At 41.4% G+C, this 18418-nt stretch carries 15 protein-coding genes; 6 read left to right on the plus strand and 9 right to left on the minus strand.

The window, feature by feature from the left end; all coding sequences use genetic code 11:
* Window positions 1–229 precede the first annotated feature (229 nt).
* From FIS9605_RS0129025 to FIS9605_RS0129045, 5 genes are all read right to left on the minus strand, one after another.
* On the minus strand, window positions 230–841 hold the full coding sequence (locus tag FIS9605_RS0129025) for an FMN-dependent NADH-azoreductase (RefSeq protein ID WP_026735706.1): 612 nt from the start codon (window positions 839–841) through the stop codon (window positions 230–232).
* An 82-nt stretch (window positions 842–923) separates the two neighbouring features.
* Window positions 924–1679 carry an AraC family transcriptional regulator gene (locus FIS9605_RS38560; RefSeq protein ID WP_051470181.1) on the minus strand — a complete coding sequence of 252 codons (756 nt, stop codon included), beginning with the start codon at window positions 1677–1679 and terminating at the stop codon, window positions 924–926.
* 542 nt (window positions 1680–2221) lie between these two features.
* Window positions 2222–3502, minus strand: a complete 1281-nt coding sequence (serS, locus tag FIS9605_RS0129035) for a serine--tRNA ligase (RefSeq protein WP_026735707.1) — start codon at window positions 3500–3502, stop codon at window positions 2222–2224.
* A gap of 265 nt (window positions 3503–3767) precedes the next feature.
* Window positions 3768–3995 carry a hypothetical protein gene (locus FIS9605_RS0129040; RefSeq protein ID WP_026735708.1) on the minus strand — a complete coding sequence of 76 codons (228 nt, stop codon included), beginning with the start codon at window positions 3993–3995 and terminating at the stop codon, window positions 3768–3770.
* 298 nt (window positions 3996–4293) lie between these two features.
* Window positions 4294–4863: a DUF3611 family protein gene (locus FIS9605_RS0129045; protein WP_026735709.1), complete on the minus strand. Its 570-nt coding sequence runs from the start codon at window positions 4861–4863 to the stop codon at window positions 4294–4296.
* A gap of 603 nt (window positions 4864–5466) precedes the next feature.
* Here FIS9605_RS0129045 and FIS9605_RS0129050 point away from each other — a divergent pair.
* Window positions 5467–5814 (plus strand): PadR family transcriptional regulator, encoded by a 348-nt coding sequence (locus FIS9605_RS0129050; RefSeq protein WP_026735710.1) that lies wholly within the window; start codon window positions 5467–5469, stop codon window positions 5812–5814.
* 54 nt (window positions 5815–5868) lie between these two features.
* Complete coding sequence (locus FIS9605_RS0129055; RefSeq protein ID WP_026735711.1) at window positions 5869–6399, plus strand: cofactor assembly of complex C subunit B; 531 nt, start codon at window positions 5869–5871, stop codon at window positions 6397–6399.
* Between the two features lie 465 nt (window positions 6400–6864).
* Here the strand turns inward: FIS9605_RS0129055 and FIS9605_RS0129060 are convergent, their stop codons facing one another.
* Window positions 6865–7179: a DUF3155 domain-containing protein gene (locus FIS9605_RS0129060; RefSeq protein ID WP_026735712.1), complete on the minus strand. Its 315-nt coding sequence runs from the start codon at window positions 7177–7179 to the stop codon at window positions 6865–6867.
* Between the two features lie 353 nt (window positions 7180–7532).
* Between FIS9605_RS0129060 and FIS9605_RS0129065 the strand changes: the two genes are divergently transcribed.
* Window positions 7533–8849: a sensor histidine kinase gene (locus tag FIS9605_RS0129065; protein WP_026735713.1), complete on the plus strand. Its 1317-nt coding sequence runs from the start codon at window positions 7533–7535 to the stop codon at window positions 8847–8849.
* 61 nt (window positions 8850–8910) lie between these two features.
* On the opposite strand, the gene FIS9605_RS0129070 is transcribed toward FIS9605_RS0129065, so the two are convergent.
* Window positions 8911–10146, minus strand: coding sequence for an S-layer homology domain-containing protein (locus FIS9605_RS0129070; protein WP_026735714.1), 1236 nt, complete (start codon window positions 10144–10146; stop codon window positions 8911–8913).
* Between the two features lie 440 nt (window positions 10147–10586).
* On the opposite strand from FIS9605_RS0129070, the gene FIS9605_RS46235 reads away from it, so the two are divergent.
* On the plus strand, window positions 10587–10721 hold the full coding sequence (locus FIS9605_RS46235) for a hypothetical protein (RefSeq protein WP_269321077.1): 135 nt from the start codon (window positions 10587–10589) through the stop codon (window positions 10719–10721).
* Window positions 10722–10755: 34 nt separating this feature from the next.
* On the opposite strand, the gene FIS9605_RS0129080 is transcribed toward FIS9605_RS46235, so the two are convergent.
* Both FIS9605_RS0129080 and FIS9605_RS45580 read right to left on the minus strand, forming a co-directional pair.
* A complete protein-coding gene (locus FIS9605_RS0129080) occupies window positions 10756–11448 on the minus strand; it encodes a hypothetical protein (protein WP_026735715.1) in 693 nt (230 codons plus the stop codon).
* Between the two features lie 545 nt (window positions 11449–11993).
* Window positions 11994–14450 (minus strand): NACHT domain-containing protein, encoded by a 2457-nt coding sequence (locus FIS9605_RS45580; RefSeq protein WP_035140316.1) that lies wholly within the window; start codon window positions 14448–14450, stop codon window positions 11994–11996.
* A gap of 153 nt (window positions 14451–14603) precedes the next feature.
* Between FIS9605_RS45580 and FIS9605_RS43220 the strand changes: the two genes are divergently transcribed.
* Both FIS9605_RS43220 and sbcC read left to right on the plus strand, forming a co-directional pair.
* Window positions 14604–14771: a hypothetical protein gene (locus FIS9605_RS43220; RefSeq protein WP_155960563.1), complete on the plus strand. Its 168-nt coding sequence runs from the start codon at window positions 14604–14606 to the stop codon at window positions 14769–14771.
* Window positions 14772–15387: 616 nt separating this feature from the next.
* Window positions 15388–18417 carry an exonuclease subunit SbcC gene (gene sbcC, locus FIS9605_RS0129095; protein WP_026735717.1) on the plus strand — a complete coding sequence of 1010 codons (3030 nt, stop codon included), beginning with the start codon at window positions 15388–15390 and terminating at the stop codon, window positions 18415–18417.
* Window position 18418: the final 1 nt, after the last annotated feature.

Consider the following 18418-nt stretch of genomic DNA (forward strand, 5'->3'; position numbering starts at 1 on the left):
AGCATTGGTCTGCAAGACAGTATATTTTCAAGCTTTTTCGCTAATTCTTTAGGCGGAGTGGTAAATGGCAAAGTCCTGCCAACAGGTAAGTTTTTTATATTTTGCCTGTCCTCTAAGCCAAGACACTAAGTAATTCTTCTCTAAGTTTCGTGCACAGACACAAAGGAAAGGCGCTAAGGAGTATTTTCTACGTTTTCCTGTGACATAAATTCTTCTTCTTTTCCATGCCTTACCAATGAGCTGCAAGGTTTTGAAGAGTAGCTTGAGCCAATGAAATAGACTGCTCTCGATCACCTAAGACCAGATTACTCACATTGACAAATTGGACATCCCAAATTCCGAACGACCCAAAAATTGTTCGCAGATACGGTTCTTGATGATCTTCACCAAAGGGAGAATCCGGAGGATAGTTGCCGCCACGACTCGTAATGAACAGAGCTTTTTTTCCATGAACTAGCCCTCGAACCCCATTTTCACTCACTTCATAGGTACGCCCGACCCGAATCAAATGTTCGAGATAAGCTTTAAGCGTTGCAGGAATAGTAAAACCATACATCGGCACTCCGAAGACATAGCAATCTACAGCCAAAAACTCCTCCAGCAATGGGTTAGATACCCTTAAAGCTTCAATCATTTCTAGAGTGTGACTTTCGGGTGGCGAATGAACTGCTGCAATCCAGGTTTCATTGATGTAAGGAACTGGAAAATGCCCTAAATCTCGATATAAAATCACATCTTCAGGATGGAACCTTTTCCAAGCCGTGATGAACTCTTGAGATAAAACTCGTGATACTGAACTTTCACTGCTGTAGCTCGCGTCGATGTGAAGAATGTGTCTCATATAAATGAATCTTGGAATTAGATAACGCATTCAGTATCCAGCAATTTCCGAATGCCTTTCTTCAAGGTTCTTGCGATCGTTTTCAACATTCTTGCTGTTCTTGCGGAGTTGTGTTGTACGCTAGTCGCCGTGAAAAAACTTTGGGCGTTACTCCCACAAAACGTTTGAAATGGTAGGTGAAATGTCCTTGGCTCGCAAAACCAACCATCTGAGCAATTGTAGCAAGCGATAAATTGCCCATCACGAGCAATTGTTTAGCCCGTTCAATCCGACGACGAACTAAATATTGATGAGGTGAAGTGTTCGTTGATTTCTTAAATAAATGGGCGAAATGATAGGGACTCAACTGTACGATTGCTGCTAACTCAGTTAAGCTAATATTCTTATCCAAATTTGCATCAATAAAATTAGCAATTTGTCTCCATTGCTGTTGCGTAAAACCACCTTTGATGGGTTTTATGTGACGCGAATGAGTTGAATATCGAGATAAAAGATGAACGACGAGTGCATGGGCGAGCGAGTCAGCATAAAGATTGCTGTTGTTCCCATCAATTTCTAAAGATGTTTTCAGCGCAAACCCAATTTGTTGAATTAATGGATCGAACAGTGTCGTGAGATGAGGAATCAGTTCAAGGCGATCGCTCCCAAACACGTCATAACCAACCTGAACCAGAAATAACGGTTCTAGAAACAGATTGAAAAATTCTGCTTCTTTGTCCCAACGGAACTGTTGACTAGCATAGGCTGGGTAAATTGCTAAATCTCCTGGTACTGAGTCAACCGTTTCATGTTGTCCATCGACGGCTTGTTCCAGTCGAATCGGCTTGCCGACATTCATACAAATGATGTGCTGGGGCGACACATATTTCGGAACCTTGCAGGGGGGTTGCCGAAAATGAGCAAACTGAATGTTTTTCCAGTTCGCACTATCACTCGCTAGAATCGGTGGAGCCGGGAAGATCAAAGGTGAATTGTTTTTGTTAAGCTCAATCACAATTAGTTTTGTTTCAATTGCCTAAATTGTAATTGACAGAAGCTCTATTGACGGTGTGGGTAGCCTTTTCGTTGAGCCACTTTCGCTGGCGTTTGCGATCGCATTTGAAGGACGAGAATAAAAAACTCATGTGCGAGTCTCATACTAAGTTGCAGTCAAAGATAGTACTTCCCTCACCCCGCCTGTCGGCACCCCTCTCCCAATTTGGAACAGGGGAAGGGGAGAGGGCAACGAATTGCTATTGCTATGTCTGAACGCAACTTGGTATCAGAACTTCGTTGACGAGGATCAGAACCTGATTAACCAGTCTTTTATCCTCGTCAACGAGTATCAGAACTTCATCAATGAGTTTACATCCCCAACAAAAGTGGAGAATTGCCCAAAAATTACAATACCTCCCGTCCCAAATAAGGCTGTAGGGCTTCTGGTATCCGCACCGTGCCATCCTCTTGTTGATAATTTTCCAAAATTGCCGCCATTGTCCTTCCCACAGCTAACCCAGAACCGTTAAGAGTATGCACTAACTGTGTCCCCTTCTTGCCCGCTTCTTTGAAGCGAATGTCAGCCCGTCGCGCTTGGAAGTCTACACAATTGGAACAACTAGAAATTTCCCGGTACTTACCAGAAGAGGGAAGCCACACCTCTAAATCGTAAGTTTTAGCAGAGGCAAATCCTAAATCTCCAGTGCATAACTCTATGACTCGGTAAGGCAACTTTAACGCCTGTAAAATTGCTTCTGCATTCGCTACCAATTTTTCCAGCTCTTCAAAGGAAGTGCTGGAATGGGTTAGTTTTACCAATTCCACTTTATTAAATTGGTGTAGGCGAATTAATCCCCGCATATCTCGTCCATAACTCCCTGCTTCGCGACGAAAACAAGGAGTATAAGCACAGTGATAGATAGGCAATTCTTCAGCAGCGAGAATTTCACCTCGATAGAGGTTAGTGACGGGTACCTCCGCTGTGGGAGTTAGCCACAAGTCATCATCAGCACATTTGAAGCTTTCTTCAGCAAACTTGGGCAATTGACCAGTTGCTGTTAGAGATGCACTATTGATTAAAAATGGAGGGATAACTTCTACATACCCTGCTGCGATTTGGCGATCGAGCATAAACTGAATTAATGCTCTCTCCAGTGCTGCACCAGCGCCTATTAAAGCGACAAAGCGACTTTGAGCAACTTTGACAGCTCGTTCTACGTTGAGAATACCCAACTTTTCACCAATTTCCCAGTGAGGCAGAATATTTGGATTTTGAGGAATGTACTCATCACCCCAGCGGCGCACTTCGACGTTCTCTTCCTCATTCTTGCCGATGGGTGTGGAGTCGCTGGGCAAATTAGGAAGTGCAAGTACAAGTTCTTGGATTTTTGCGATTATTTCTTTTTCTTGCGGCTCCAATTCACTTAATGTAGCTTTAATGGAGTTGCCTTCATCCCGCAAGGTCTGAATTTCTGGATTTTGAGGATTTATACCCGATTTAATTTTTTGCCCAACGAGTTTACCAATTTCGTTGCTGCGTGTTTGGAGTTGACTTCGCTTCTGTTCTAATTCGCGTTGTTGTTTATTCAACTCTACAATCGGCTGAATATCATAGTTACCGCCACGAGTATTCAACCTTTCTTGAACAAATTGTGGGTTTTCCCGTATTTGCTTAATATCCAGCACAGATTTTTCTCAGTTTCTAGCCTAGTACTTCTTAGTTACACATCAGCATATTGTATCTAAGTGCTACTTTGGCAAAATTCAGTCTTCTGCATACCAAAAAACTTCTATCTGCCAAAATTTAGCCCCGGCTTTGATGCTGGGGCTACTACACTGCAATTTATTTTAGGCATTTCAAGGCTCATTTTCCAAATATTTATATTGGTTATAGCAATAGCCTGAATATTTCAATATTACAATTAGTTAATAATAAAGATTAGATGAATTGTTATGAAGATTGTTCTCGTTCTGAAGTTCCTCTTTGCTGATTGAAACGTTCTTCTTGAGAGCCAGTCGGAGAAGGTAGCCAATATGCTAATACGGTGCTTAAACCACTCCAGTACAGCGTTTGGTTTTCCTTCGCTTTATCGTTGACAAGCTGGAAAGTACACAGTCCAATCATCACAGTACTAAAGAGAAACTGTATACCGAATTTCCATGTTTGTAATTCTCTCATAGTGTCAGACCTCCAAATCTCTCAATAAAGTTCTTTTGTTAATTTTGTTTCATCCATTAGCAGGATGTTTATTTGAGTAACTTGTTTTAGTCTTCACGCTTGAGAGAGATAATTTCGGAAAATTTCTATTTTCCTTTTTGATTCATTGGTTATTGGTTAGTAGTTAGTGGTTAGTGGTTAGTAGTTGTTGGTTGGTGGTTGGTGGTTGGTTGGTGGTTATTTCCAATGCCCAATGCCCAATGCCCAATGCCCCATGCCCAATGCCCAATGCCCAATGCTCACTCTCCTACTCCCATATTTAGCGGGTAACGCGATTGAGTAGCCAAATTGACCCCACAAGTCCTGCAAAGTGAGCTGAAACCGTGTTGGTGTTTGCTTGCACTACCAGCATATCTAGACCACTAATGATTCGGTTGGGGTCAAATAATTGTGTAGTAATAGCTTGGGGGGATATAGACCTAGCTACCAGGGTACCAACGATCGCCTGTGCTCCTAAAAGAGTCAACAGTATACCGATTAAATTCACTATCAGCCCTAGTCGCAGGACTTGGACTGTTTCCAATTTGCTGGGGTGGTTGATGGGATTGGGGGATAAAAGTTGTCTACCAATTCGTGTGTAGCGAAAAGCTAAATAAATGCCCCCAGCCAACGTCACTAGTCCACAAACTGCTAAAAACACACCCAATCCACTGCCTGGGTTATTACTGGGGCTACCAGGTCTTTGGCTAAAGATACTATATACCAGCACAATGATTGCAGAAACGACGCCAAGTACTAATTGAATCCAGAAGCTGATCCAACCAGTGAGGCGAAATATTTTGGCAATTTCTTGACGTCGAGAGGAAGATGATTGGGAGTCTACTGGCATACTGATCACCTATATGCTGAGCGCTTGATTAAATTTACTATGACATTTACCAGATTCTGTTTGGATATTTCATGTATGGAAATTCAGTACATTATGCTGCCTGCAATGTGTCAACAGACTCAGGGGCTGGAAAAAAGATATCGTATTTGTCTTCATTTTTGAAGATTTGCACTGGTAAAATTGCTGTAAAAAAAGTGTTTATTAAGTTTTAAAGAAAAAGTTGCATTTTACCTTTAAAATTGCTAAAGCAATATTTTATGCTTAAGCAAGTCCTCACACGCTCGGCATCACTTGACACAAAGATAGCGGCTTGGTCGTTATCTGTTTGCTCCTCACCGCACTGCCTAGAGCTTGGGGTAGGAGTGCATGTTTTTGCATCTCCAAAGCTGGCGCATTTATGAGGCGCTGTCACCAGAATTCACTTCCGGTGCTTGAAGCGTCATCCCACGACTAAAGAGCTTGGGTTTTTGTTTATTGCTTGCGCTTTGCCAATCCAGCCTAAGTAGCGTTATATACTTACCCGAATAGGGGGTAGCACTATATACTCACTAAAGGGATTGTAGGCTCAACCTTAGGGCATTTTTTAGCCATTCTTCACCAACCATGAAACTTGAGGATATATATCAATTCTTTGAGAATCCTCCGCCAACTTACCTTTGTCAAGAACTAGCAGTTTGTTATATTTTGTATGTTTTGTTACAAGGGGAGTCTTACGGAACCGAGTTAATCCAACGTCTGGAAACTGAATACCCTACCTATCGGCTTTCGGATACTGTACTTTACAGTGCGATTAAGTTTCTTGAAGACTATAAGGCAATTACAGGGTATTGGAAGAAACTCGAAGGACGCGGACGTCCCCGGCGGATGTACCAAGTTTCTTCAGAGTGGACTTCACAAGCGCAGGATTTAGCCCGTCTGTGGCAGCAGTATATAAATAGGAGGATAAATTAACGAATAATTGATAATGAATAAGTCCCCTCCAATGAAAAAGTAACAACTTAGTTTATGGATACTGCCATTCTGCCATCCACGTTGCTGCTGACTTTGTTATTATCGGTTGGGCTATTTTTCTTTATTCGTGCCTCTACTAAAGACCGTACAGAAATAGCACAACTGGTATCTGAGCAAGACGAAGCTACTTTAATGCCTCAATTAAAGGAGTATTTTCGAGCGCGGTCTTACCGAGTGGCAGCGGTAGACCCAGAACAAAATCAAGTGACGTTTGAAGGTTATGTTCGCCCCAGCAGGTTTCTAGCTGCATTTTTGACACTCATCACAGCTGCTGGTATGCTTTGTTTAGCATTGGTTTTGTCACAGCTTTTTCCTAGCCTAAGCACCTTATTTGTAGGGATGGTACTGCTATCACCTTTAAGTGGAGTTTTCTATTGGAAAAAAACCGGAAAACTTGAGAAGGTGTTGCTAAAGGTAGAAGCAACCAAGAGCGAATCACACTCCCCAAGTCAAATTACTGCGATCGCCCATCGTGATGAGCTCATTGAGTTACAGAAGGCATTAAACCTGAAGCTTCGCGAATAATCCCCAGGTATGATGACCATCTCCAAATGAGCAGAAGCAGACTTTTGACCAGGCATCATGGTAATGAACGTTAGGAAGAAGGGATAACGACTCCTGATTTTTTTGCTATTCTCCACGACGATACAAATCGCAATGGAGAAAAAGCCATTTTTTTGACAGAGCGGCTTGGCTATTTTACAAAGATTTTTGGTTTGCTATCCTACCGGAGAATGAATTTCTAAGCGTGCCTCACATTAGGTGAAGGTTTGGCTTAGAAATGAGTCGCTTTATCCCTACTTCCTCGTACATCTTCGCAATATTAACCAAATCTTAATCAGATTTGGTTTTCCAATTCCAGACCGCTAGCCTACTGGCAAATGAGCTGAAAACGAAAAAATAATTAAATTTTTGAATATCTTTAGCACTTTGCCAGTTAATTTTTGTCAAAAGCCAGACTCACTATCTCACAGTTCGCCATTGGATGGTTCACCGAGCCGCCAAAACTGCCGGCTCTGGGCCTGTAGGTTCTAATGTTCTCAGACTGGGAAATAAGAAATGGTTCTCTTCCACGTATTGAGCACCAAACAGCCCCTTTTCAGCCCAAAAATATCTGTCTGTGGTGTGTTCGTTGCGCTTGACGAGTAACAAAGCGGGTGGCAAGATTCCTTCAGCTTGAATAAATTTTCTGGCTGCTGTCACAGGTTTCTCTTCGCCGCTTTCAATGCTATATTGGGGCACATGCTCTAAAATACGCCGTCCTTCCTGGCGACGACGGCTTTTCCGCTTTCGTCTCCTTGCCAACCTATTTTCCTCCTCTGTTAAGGCTACAGATTGTAGTGATAGCTACAAAATCCGTCGTAATTATAAAAGTTCTAGTTCAAAAGATCAACAGTTTTTAAACTTTTGATACAACAATCATAATTTCTTTTAACCTAGATAAATAATTATCTTGTTAATTTTGAAATTTGTATACTAGTTACGGATAGAAAGAGGGATGGCAAATGGGGAATAAAAATTATTTTCCTTCTGCTTCTTGGCTCCTTCTCTAGCTCGACGCATTTTTTGCAAAATTTAGTTAAACTTTGTTACATATAAAATTCATGTGTTTTATGCCTGTATTGCCTTTATCTTAATATTGAACAAGAGCTGAAACAATGTTAATGTCTGCCAGTTCGGAATTTGTTGCTCTATGTCGAGAGCAAATGATGCTGTTAGTCCAAGGGCTGGGAGCGTCTTTGAGTGTTGTATATTTAACACAAGAATTGGTAGAGGCTCCGGCAAATGAGGCAAAACTAATTCCGCTGGTGGTTTATCCAGAAACAGCAGTAGGATTGTTAAGTACAAATGCTTTAGCGTTGCCAAAACTTAACCAGAAATTTTTGACAGCAGCAGAAGAATTTCCTACTCCACCAAATAAGTCTGGAACAGAAAATACAACTGAACCGCATTCACAACAGGAATACCTTCTCGGTGGCGACCAAATTGTTTTACCTCTTATCTATGAAGATATGATGATGGGGTTGCTAGTGACAGCTAGACATGACAGGGCATGGAATGAACAAGAGCGAACTCAAGTAGAACATATTGCCCAAACGCTAACAATCGCTTGCATTTTAGATCAACGTCGCACCTGGCTAGAGGTACAGTTGCATCAACAACAAATTCTGCAAGAGAAGCAGCAGGATTTGTTAGATAGTCTATTGCATCAATTTCGCAATCCATTAACAGCATTGCGGACTTTTGGTAAACTCCTGATTAAGCGACTACGGCCGGGAGATGCCAACCGCGAAGTAGCAGAAAGTATTGTTCGAGAAAGCGATCGCCTGCAAGAATTATTGAAAAATTTTGATGAAGTCATTGACTTCCAACCAGAAGATTTAGCTTCCCTGAAATTACCACAAGAAAACGAAGTATTTGTAGAAGCAACTGTAGAAAAAGACTCCAAACCAATACTGTTATTGCCTGGAACGGGTGAGAAAGAAGCTGATTGCTATCTAGCCGATGTATTGCAACCCTTATTAGTTTCTGCACAAGCCATAGCCCAAGAGCGAAATCTAGAACTGATAGCTGAAATTCCACCCAATTTACCGTTAGTACGCGCTAACCTCAAAGCGTTAACAGAAGTGTTTAGCAATATTATTGATAATGCTTTGAAATACACTCCTGCGGGCGGTAAGATATTGATTCAAGCAGGGCAACAAAAAGATAATTTTCAAGGAGTAGCGATTACTGATACAGGCCCTGGAATTCCACCCCAAGATTTAGAACATCTGGGTGAACGACGTTACCGGGGTGTACAAGCTCAAACTGAAATTCCTGGCACGGGATTGGGAATATCTATAGCTAAACAGCTAATAGAGCAAATGCAGGGAGAAATTGAAGTTTTCAGCCCTGCTTTAAACTCAAAAATTACATCACCTCAAGCACCAGGAACTACTTTTATTGTTTGGTTGCCAATTGCTAAGGGTTAGTGGTTAGTGGATAGTGGATAGTGGTTAGTTGTCCTACTAACTACTAACTACTAACCAACAACTATTTGAGTGAAACCTGGAAGTTTTGACCAATGGTCATTTGTAGGTCTGTATCTGGGTCAATGGCGATTAAGTCAACACTCTTCTTACCAAAGAATAGACCAATCAAGCTACCGATCGCAGCACCACCCAAGACTTCTTCTGTAGCAACAGCGCGATCGCCTGTAACCGCAGCTACTGCTGCTGCTGCACCTGCGCCTAATACAGTGTTCTTGACAATTGCCCCTGTACTAGTGCCCTTTTTGATGGTTTCGGTTTTGCTAATAACTTCCGAAGCAGCGTTGATTTGATACTCTTGACCATTGGTCAAAATCAGTTTTTCTGCAACGAATTGAGAACCACCTTTAGCTGGTTTGAGTTTACCCACAACCTGACTACCAACAGGAATTACTACGCTCCCTGTATCGGTGACTACATTTTGCGAGACTGCAAGTGTTAAAGGTGCTGTTTCATCTTTGGTGACAAGAATTTTTTCTGCCTTGTCGTATTTCACAGGAATAACGGTTCCTTGAGGAATGGTAATAGCAACAGGGATAGGTTCACCAACTTTGGCGATGTAGGGTGAATTAATAGCTGAGGCTTGATTGTTACTAACCAAAGCTTGGTAGATAAAAGCCGCTACCTGTGAGCGTGTTGCAGTTGCTTTTGGATTCAGGAATTTAACATTGGGATAATTAACAACAATTTCCTTTTCAGTTGCAGCTGCAATTGGTGTTCGGGCATAACTAGAGATATTTACAGAGTCGCTATAGTATTGCAGAGTGCTATCTGCTTGACCACTTGCACTATATTCCAGACCATTAGCAAGGGAAACTAAAACTTGTTCGCGAGGAATATTTTGATTAGGTTCAAAGCGATTGCCAGGATATCCTGCTAGGAAACCTGTGGTATATGCTTCTTGAATAGCGGTGTATGCCCAATAATTACTTGGGACATCGTAAAATCCAACTACCTGCCGCTTTGGTGATTTATTAAATGCTTTGCGAATCATGGCAGCAAATTGAGCGCGTGTGACTGCTTCTTCTGGACGGAAGCTACCATCTGGAAATCCAGCAATGACGCCACGCTGTGAAAGTTCTTGAATAAATTGTGCTGCCCAATAGTTAGATGAAACATCAGAAAAAGTAGTTTGGGCGAAAGAAGGTGCAGCTGTAACTAGAGGCGCGATCGCACCTGCTGTAATGCCCAATGCCATGAATGCAGCACAACCAGATTGCCAACGGATTTGATTAAACATTGATTTATCCCTCTCAATTTTTCGTGTTTTTCTATTAGTTAATAAGAGTTTTATTGAATGTAAAATGTTCCAAAAAGATTGAAATTTAGATGTTTTCGATGATGCATTTATACTGCAAAATGGGATTATTTGGCTAAATAAGGATTAGCCAAATAATCAATTTTTCCCTTTTGTTTACCTAGACGCAACATCTAAAAAATAGTTGCTTAAAAAAACCAAATATTTACGTATTTACTAAAAAACCAGTATTTAAGTACTCCAAAGCCGCCTCAGTATAAATCAGCGCCTGGATTTGACAATACAATATTGTTGGAATCTCCCTTTTTATCTAGGTTATCGTGCTGTTCCAGTGGCTCACCAACAAAGAGACACTGCAACATTTAGAGTCAGTTATGCTGTAATTGAGGATACTTGCTGCTTGACGGTGGCGCGACAAGATTTTGGCTAATAAAATGAAGCGATCGCCCACGTTAATTGGAGAGCGATCGCTTATATATATGTCGTTCTATTTATTTAAAAATAGAGGAGGGGTTCCCTTTCTAGAAACCCCTCAAAAAATGGCAATGGTGCTGTGAAATAATAGAAGTCACGATTTAAATTCAATTTAGCCTAGAAGCGGTTTACAACCAAATTAGAGTCCAGAGTCACATCCAAATCTGTTTGAGGATTAATCACAACAACTTCCACTTCTTTTTTCCGAAGCAAGACACTTGCTAAAGCACCAGCAGCAGCACCGCCTATAGGTTCTAGGGCTTCAATTTTTTTGTTACCTGTAATCAAAGAAATTACAGTAGCAGCACCCGCACCAATAGCTGCATCTGTTAAGATTGTGCCAGTGCTGGCTCCTTTCTTGATAGTTTCTTTTGTGGTAACTACCTGAGAAACCCCATTAATAGGCTGGCGTCTATTTTTGCTAAAAACTAATTCTTCCGCTACAAACTGAGAACCTTTTTCACCATTTTGGTCTGTTGCAGGTCTTAATTTACCTTCAATTTTAGTTCCTGCGGGAATCAACACATTTCCGCTCGAGTCTACAATATTTTGTGCAACCTCCAATGTTAGGGATGTAGTTTCTTCAGGAGTAACAATAACTTTCTCTTTTTCGTAAGTAACAGGAATTCTCACTCCCGCAGGGATTGAAACTGTTCTTGATTGGCTGATTGGTCGATTTGGTTGACCAGTAAAAATTGCTGGTCTTTGTGCAGTCGCAGCAGGAGCAAACATCGGCACAATGGCACTAGTTGACATTACCATTGCCAAGAATGCAGTCGTTCCAGATTTCCAACTAAGCAAGCTAGTCATAATAACCTTTTTGTGTCTTTGTAAAGTATGATGACGTGGTGTCACAGAGATTGTTTCAGATTGCTTTGACCTATCCGTCGGCGTATTCCGAGGTTAAAGTCTGTCTATCACAGGAAGTATATAAAATTCTTACTCAAGTTTTTTATACTGCTATTTTGCATCGAGCAATAGTTATAAAGGATATATATTGACGCAAAATTATTTTAATTTGTTCCTGATTATTTTGACATTACCTTTGTCCGCAGAGTTATGTCTATAAAAGCGGACTATTATTTATATTGTAATATTAATTGCTAGGAAAGAAGTATGTTTTTTATGTCCTGAATTAATGGACAAGATTATCGTAGATGCGGGTTTGTAACATTTATCTATGAAGATGCTTTTAATATAGCCTGATATCTTGCACCCATTCTATATAGGAGCCAGAGGCTCTAGTTCTCGTTACCAGGTTCAACCTGGTAACGAGGGTTTGGAGGCTCTGGCTCCGGGCTGTTGCAACTGGTGTAAGATGTAAAATTATAAAAATAAACTATCCCCTACATCCGCTACAAAATCTCTTGCTGGCATTTTTTAATCTCTGCAATTGGTAATAGCAACTCATCCTCTATTTTCTGTCGCACTTCACGGCTGACATAACAATCACTATTGAGGCTCTCTACCAGCAATTTATTAGCATCGTAATACTGCTTTAACAATTCCTTCTGTTCGTCACTGAACTGCCAATCGTGACCAATATTGCGATGCTGAATCATCAAAGCTTTTAACTTCTCAGTCCAAGCTTTTCCATTAGCTCTCCACAATGTTTTGAATATCCCTCTGTCCTTATCAGGATCAGCTATTTGTTGTTTAAATCTTCTTAGCGAACGTTGTATCTCATGGTTAGAAGTAGAGGTAATGGCACGGTTAAGAGCATACACCAGATGAGAGCCAACCTTAAATTCAGGAACAGCAGCCGAGGCAAGCTTATGAGCATGCTCAAGGGCAGAAATAAGAGCATTATCAAGTTCAAATTCAGCGGCATTCAAGCTAAGGAGACGAAGTGGTTGAACTGATTTTCCTATATCTATAGATAGTGCTATAGATAACCAATGTATAGTGGGAGATTTTGTTTTTGAACTCGATATAACAAAATCTACACTATTCTCATGTTCAAGCTCAGAACCAGGTTTAGCGAGGTAACTAGTTAAGCTAAACTCAAAATTCAGGTCAGAATCAAAGTTAATATAAAATTCCCTAATAGTTAATGACTTAAATGGAGCCTCTACTGAAAGAGATTTCTGATTTACCCATGTTAAAAACTGTAACAACTTTTCATCGTCGACCAGGATCGCATCAACCTTTTCTTTCATCAACAGCAACAGATTGTCTGCACTAGGCGACATCCCAAGGGCTAAGAACAAGACTTCTCGCCAGCGTTTATCATTGATATGGCTGACCAGATTTTGCAACGCCACCTCTGATGACTGTTTAACAACCACATATTCTCTGGCTGTGAAATACTCATGAAATGTCAGATGAGAAAACGAATAAATCCCTTTCGCTCGTTCTACTAATAACCCATGTTGTGCCTCAATTGACTTCAAAACTCTTTCACTATCCAGTTGTAACGCTTCTTCGTCAGTACTCGCACCTGGTAAATTACGAATATATTCTGTGATATATTGCTCTGCTATTTGCTGCTTAAAGAAGTAGTTACCTTGCTCAAAGGTAGTCAGGGCCATTTTGCTGAGTAAATCTTCCTTGCGCTGAACTGACAATTTTTTGTAAATTTGGTCGCGCTGAATTCCCCGTTTAGCATCCCATTTTTTCAGCAGTGCATCTAGCCCTTCTTTGTATAACTCAGAACGATTTGCAGGAAAATCTCCTGACTCTTCAAATGCTAAACATAGAAGCGTCAGTAGTAGTGGGCTTGTAGCAAGTTCTTTGACTCGTTGATTGTCTTCTACACGTTTGATAAAAGTCTCTGGTTTTACAGCTTTATCCTTAAACCACTTAGTTGCAAAAGAAACTATTTGTTCATCATCAAAATCAGCTACTTCCACCTCTGTGAAGTTTTCAAAGGTATATTCCCGCGCTGCAATACGACAGGTGATGACAAAGTGATTGTCTCTAAATTGATCGGAAAACTCACGAATCTCCTTTAAGATGCGTTTGCTATCCTCATCTCCAACTTCATCTAATCCATCAAGTAGAATCAGCATTCTACCCCTATTTATCAACTCACGCAGAGAAGCGAAATTTAGCGTCTCTACACCGTTACCAGCTAATTGTTGATAGATGTATTCTTGCAGCCCTGGTTTATTGCTAGCTTCAGCAAAGTCTTTAAGGGTAATAAAAATTGGCACAAGATGAGAATAAAACTTACCACCAATGCACTGAATCGCTAAATACTTTAGAAAGGTAGTTTTACCAGCCCCTGGTTTACCCAAAATCATCAACTTCGGATGTTTCTTAACAGCCTCTAGTCCTGGAATTGGGCCTTTAGTAATTTTTGCCAGTCCAAAGTGATTAAAATCCTCTCTAGTACACTGTTGCAGTAATTCATCAATTCCTAGCCGTCGCCGTGCAGTGATTTTCTCTAAAATGGTGACGTTGGTGTAAATATCATTCAACCTGATGGGATGAGTCATATCTAGCACGCGCATCTTACCACAGCGTTCTTGGATGTCGGGTTTTATTTTTTTGCGTACCTCTTGCACGAGGGCGTGGATATCATGGCTAGGAACATCAGGAATTGGAGATGGATGAGATTTTTGATACTCCTTTAGTAGGAAATCGTACAGTTTGTGAAATTTACCTGGCCCTTTACCGTTGATGCTGAACTTTCGATAAACCCCACTCATACGAGTGCGGAAAGCATTATCAGATATATGCAGAGTATGCGCGATCGCCTGTTCACTTTCTTTGCTACTAAACCTTTCTACAAAAGCCTCCTCCTGTTCTGGAGAAAGCTGATACTTACGAGCCATTTGAGTTAAAAACTCACACGGTAATGGTTGCATCGGTAAATTTCACAATCACCTAAAAGCTAGTCTAGCTAAAGATTACAGATATGTAAGGCAATGTTAGGTCATGTCAGCCTAAGTATGAGCGAAATCTCCCAGACACAGTTGAGACAGTGGATGTAGTCCATAAACGCATTCAGGAATTATTATATGGAAGGCATTTCACTCGTGATCCTGACCGCCTTGATAACTTGGCTAGTAGAATGGTCTGCTGATGCAGTGCTCAATTGGGCGATCAGGCAAATACAGCAGAAAGATAATCTTAACGATGATGACGAAGACAAACGCGATGAAAACCAATTAAACTCTAGTGACTAGAAATCATAGCTTGTCTAACACAACCCGCCTAGGCGGGTTTTATTTTGAGGATGATATCGAGAAGCAATTTTCAAATATCATTAGAAAATTTTGACAAAACTTAATTCTTAACCCCAGTTTCATCTCGTCTTTAACAAGGAGAAAGCAGGGGGAATGTTGCCAAAGTTTAATTTTTTCATTTTAAGGGCAAAACTGCGATCGCCCACTCTCACCCACCAGACTTAACCAATAAAATTTCTGACTACCCCCTTTCATCCCTCCTACCCTCCTCCTCTCTAGTTAAAGAATTTGTCTTATCTTCCCATCAAAAAAGTTTGTTCTTTTTTTGTCCCAACAGGCTTAACAATTTGTCGTCTCTCCCGCCTAGTGGACTCTCTGGTTGCCGAAGCCAATAGGATGGCTGAGGGATAAAATCTGTTTGTGTTTACCTGAGTTTAATTTTTATACGCTAATAGTAAAAAAGGGTCACTTAACAAGAAAAAATTACTCAATCTATTGTTAACAATTGTAAAGTTCAGGTCTTAAAGACTAGAAACATGATTTTTAGCTAGCTAAACTAGCAAACAGAGTATCTGTGCTGCTACTAATTAAAAAAAAGTGTGGTTCTCTAGACTAGATGATCCCTGTACAACTGACTCTGAAAAATTTCCTCAGTTACCGTGATGCAACTTTAGATTTTCGCGGATTGCATACGGCGTGTATTTGTGGAGCCAATGGGGCTGGTAAATCTTCTTTGTTAGAAGCTATCACTTGGGCAATTTGGGGAGAAAGTAGAGCCACTTCTGAAGATGACGCTATCCATACTGGCTCGAAAGAAGTTCGGGTAGATTTCATTTTCAAAACTAGTCAGCAGCAAACCTATCGAGTTATTCGTACTCGTGCGCGGGGTGGTAGTAGTGTCTTGGAATTCCAAATCGAAACACCAAATGGGTTTCGTTCACTGACTGGTAAAGGAGTAAGAGCAACACAAGATTCGATTTTGCAGCACATTAAGCTGGATTATGATACTTTTATCAATTCTGCCTACCTGCGTCAAGGTCGTGCAGATGAATTCATGCTTAAGCGTCCTAGCGAACGGAAAGAGATATTAGCAGAATTATTAAAACTGAATCAATACGATGATTTAGAAGAACGGGCAAAAGATTTATCGCGTCAGTTCAAAGCACGAGCAGAAGAGTTAGAGCGCTCTTTGGAGTCAATGAAAACTCAACTGCAACAAAAAGAGGCGATCGCATCCCAACAAGTTGCCCTAGAAAACGAACTTAACCAACTCCAACAGGTACAAGCTTTTGAAAATATCCAATTACAAAGCTTGCAAGTTGTCCAGCACCAGCGGCAAAATTGGGAAGAACAACTGACTTTTGTTAGGCAGCAATATCAAAATCTCACTCAAGATTGCGATCGCCTCGAACAAGAATGTGGGGCGGTTAAAAGCCAGCTATCAGCCCTAGAAGAATTATTAAGCCAAGAAAGCGAAATCAAAGCTGGATACAATCAATACCACAATTTGCAATCTCAAGAAGAAGCATCGAGTGCCAAATTTGAAGAATACACCCGCGCCCAAGCCACTCGCCAACAAAAGCAACAGCAGCTTACCAAACAAATTAACGGAATTGAACGGCAATTACAACAAACCCAAGCGCAATTAGAAGCCTTGCGACAGCAAGAGGTAGATATTCAGCAAACTCTAGGTAAGTCAACTGAAGTAGAAGCCGCTTTGGCACAATTGGCGGGGGCGCGTCAGCGTTTGGCTCAACTAGATGAACTGCAATTGCAAGTAGCTCCTCTGTTGCAACAACGAACCACTTTACAAAGCCAAATAGTTCGGGTGCAGGCGGGGTTAGTCGCACGACTAGAACAACTGGAAGCGACAGCAAACCAATTGCAATGTCAGCAGCAACGCCAACCGCAATTACAACAAGCGGTGATGGAAGTGGCAATGCAGATTGAGGAGTTAGAGAAAAAGCGGGTATATCTGCAACGAGTCCAAGAGAAAGGACAGGAACGGCGTAACTTTATCGAACGGCTGCAAGCTCATCAACGGGATTATGAAAGATTGCTGGGAGAATTAGAGCAAAAAATACAAATGCTTCAGACTCCTAATGCGATTTGTCCGTTGTGCGAACGTCCTTTGGACGAGCATCACTGGAATCGAGTCGTAGAAAAAACCAAATCTGAGTACAAAGATACAGAAGGGCAATTGTGGGTAGTTCGAGAACAAATGGCTGTCTCAGACAGAGAAATTCAAGTACTCAGACAGGAATATCGAGACATATCTCAGCAATTATCTCCTTACGATACTTTACGCGAACAAAGGGGACAATTGGCAGCAAAGTTACAGGCAACAACTGATGTCGAGCAACAGCTACAACAAATTACTTCCCAAAGGCAACAACTAGAGCGATCGCTACAACTCGGTGAGTATGCACCAGACAAACAAGCCGAACTCAAACAGCTAGAGGAATATCTGCAACAACTCAATTACAATGAACAAGACCATGCCCTTGCTCGCAGCGAAGTGGAACGCTGGCGTTGGGCAGAAATTAAACAAGGGCAGATCAAAGACGCCGCCAAACGACAAGCACAAATAGCAGCACGTAAACCAGAACTTCAGGCACAGATTGCCCAATTACAAACGAGAATAACGCAAGAGGCAACTGAGTCTGAGTGTGCCAAACAAATCGCCAGCCTCGATCGCTATATTGCCGAAATTGGCTATGATACGGAACAGCATAATAACCTCCGCATGGCTGTACGGAAAGCCCAAGCTTGGCAATTACGCTATCAACAACTATTAGCGGCGCAGCAGCAGTATCCGCAACTCAAAAATAGACTCCAAGAATTAGAGGTATCTTTGCAAGCAAGATGGGCTGAACGGCAAAGACTCAAAGGCCAAATTGAAAGTATCGTCCAGCAACTTGAAGATACAGCTAACCCCATCACCCAAATTCAAACTTTAGAGCAGCAGTTGGCAACCCGCAGGCGAGAACTCGATGAACAAATTACCCAGTTGGGGCGTTTAGAGCAGATGGCGCACCAACTGGAAGTGTTACAAAATCAGTACGAGCAACAGCAGCAACAACTGCAAGAAACCAAACAGCAACATCGCGTTTATCAGGAATTAGCGCAAGCGTTTGGTAAAAATGGCATCCAAACACTGATGATAGAAAATGTCTTGCCCCAGTTGGAAGCCGAAACAAATCAATTGCTTTCGCGCCTGAGTGCCAATCAGTTGCATGTACAATTTGTAACACAAAAAGCCGGACGTAACGGGAAATCTACGAAGAAAAATACCAAACTGATTGATACCTTAGATATTCTCATTGCCGATGCTAGAGGTACGAGAGCTTATGAAACTTACTCTGGTGGGGAAGCGTTTAGAATTAACTTTGCGATTCGTTTAGCCCTGGCGAAATTATTAGCACAAAGGGCAGGAGCAGCATTGCAGATGTTGATTGTAGATGAAGGCTTTGGTACGCAAGATGCGGAAGGGTGCGATCGCCTAATTGCGGCAATTAATGCGATCGCCCCTGATTTTGCCTGCATTCTCACTGTCACCCATATGCCTCACCTCAAAGAAGCCTTTCAAGCCCGTATTGAAGTCAGTAAAACTCAACAAGGTTCGCAGTTACGTTTGTTGATTTAAT

Origin of the sequence: Fischerella sp. PCC 9605 (genome assembly GCF_000517105.1) — a bacterium.
Lineage (GTDB): Bacteria > Cyanobacteriota > Cyanobacteriia > Cyanobacteriales > Nostocaceae > PCC9605.

What these genes read in the sequence shown, in the direction of transcription:
- FIS9605_RS0129025 (WP_026735706.1), bottom strand. Translation starts at nt 841, where the DNA reads ATGAGACACATTCTTCACATCGACGCGAGCTACAGCAGTGAAAGTTCA.
- FIS9605_RS38560 (WP_051470181.1), bottom strand. Translation starts at nt 1,679, where the DNA reads ATGAATGTCGGCAAGCCGATTCGACTGGAACAAGCCGTCGATGGACAA.
- FIS9605_RS0129040 (WP_026735708.1), bottom strand. Translation starts at nt 3,995, where the DNA reads ATGAGAGAATTACAAACATGGAAATTCGGTATACAGTTTCTCTTTAGT.
- FIS9605_RS0129045 (WP_026735709.1), bottom strand. Translation starts at nt 4,863, where the DNA reads ATGCCAGTAGACTCCCAATCATCTTCCTCTCGACGTCAAGAAATTGCC.
- FIS9605_RS0129050 (WP_026735710.1), top strand. Translation starts at nt 5,467, where the DNA reads ATGAAACTTGAGGATATATATCAATTCTTTGAGAATCCTCCGCCAACT.
- FIS9605_RS0129055 (WP_026735711.1), top strand. Translation starts at nt 5,869, where the DNA reads ATGGATACTGCCATTCTGCCATCCACGTTGCTGCTGACTTTGTTATTA.
- FIS9605_RS0129065 (WP_026735713.1), top strand. Translation starts at nt 7,533, where the DNA reads ATGTTAATGTCTGCCAGTTCGGAATTTGTTGCTCTATGTCGAGAGCAA.
- FIS9605_RS0129070 (WP_026735714.1), bottom strand. Translation starts at nt 10,146, where the DNA reads ATGTTTAATCAAATCCGTTGGCAATCTGGTTGTGCTGCATTCATGGCA.
- FIS9605_RS0129080 (WP_026735715.1), bottom strand. Translation starts at nt 11,448, where the DNA reads ATGACTAGCTTGCTTAGTTGGAAATCTGGAACGACTGCATTCTTGGCA.
- FIS9605_RS45580 (WP_035140316.1), bottom strand. Translation starts at nt 14,450, where the DNA reads ATGCAACCATTACCGTGTGAGTTTTTAACTCAAATGGCTCGTAAGTAT.
- FIS9605_RS43220 (WP_155960563.1), top strand. Translation starts at nt 14,604, where the DNA reads ATGGAAGGCATTTCACTCGTGATCCTGACCGCCTTGATAACTTGGCTA.
- sbcC (WP_026735717.1), top strand. Translation starts at nt 15,388, where the DNA reads ATGATCCCTGTACAACTGACTCTGAAAAATTTCCTCAGTTACCGTGAT.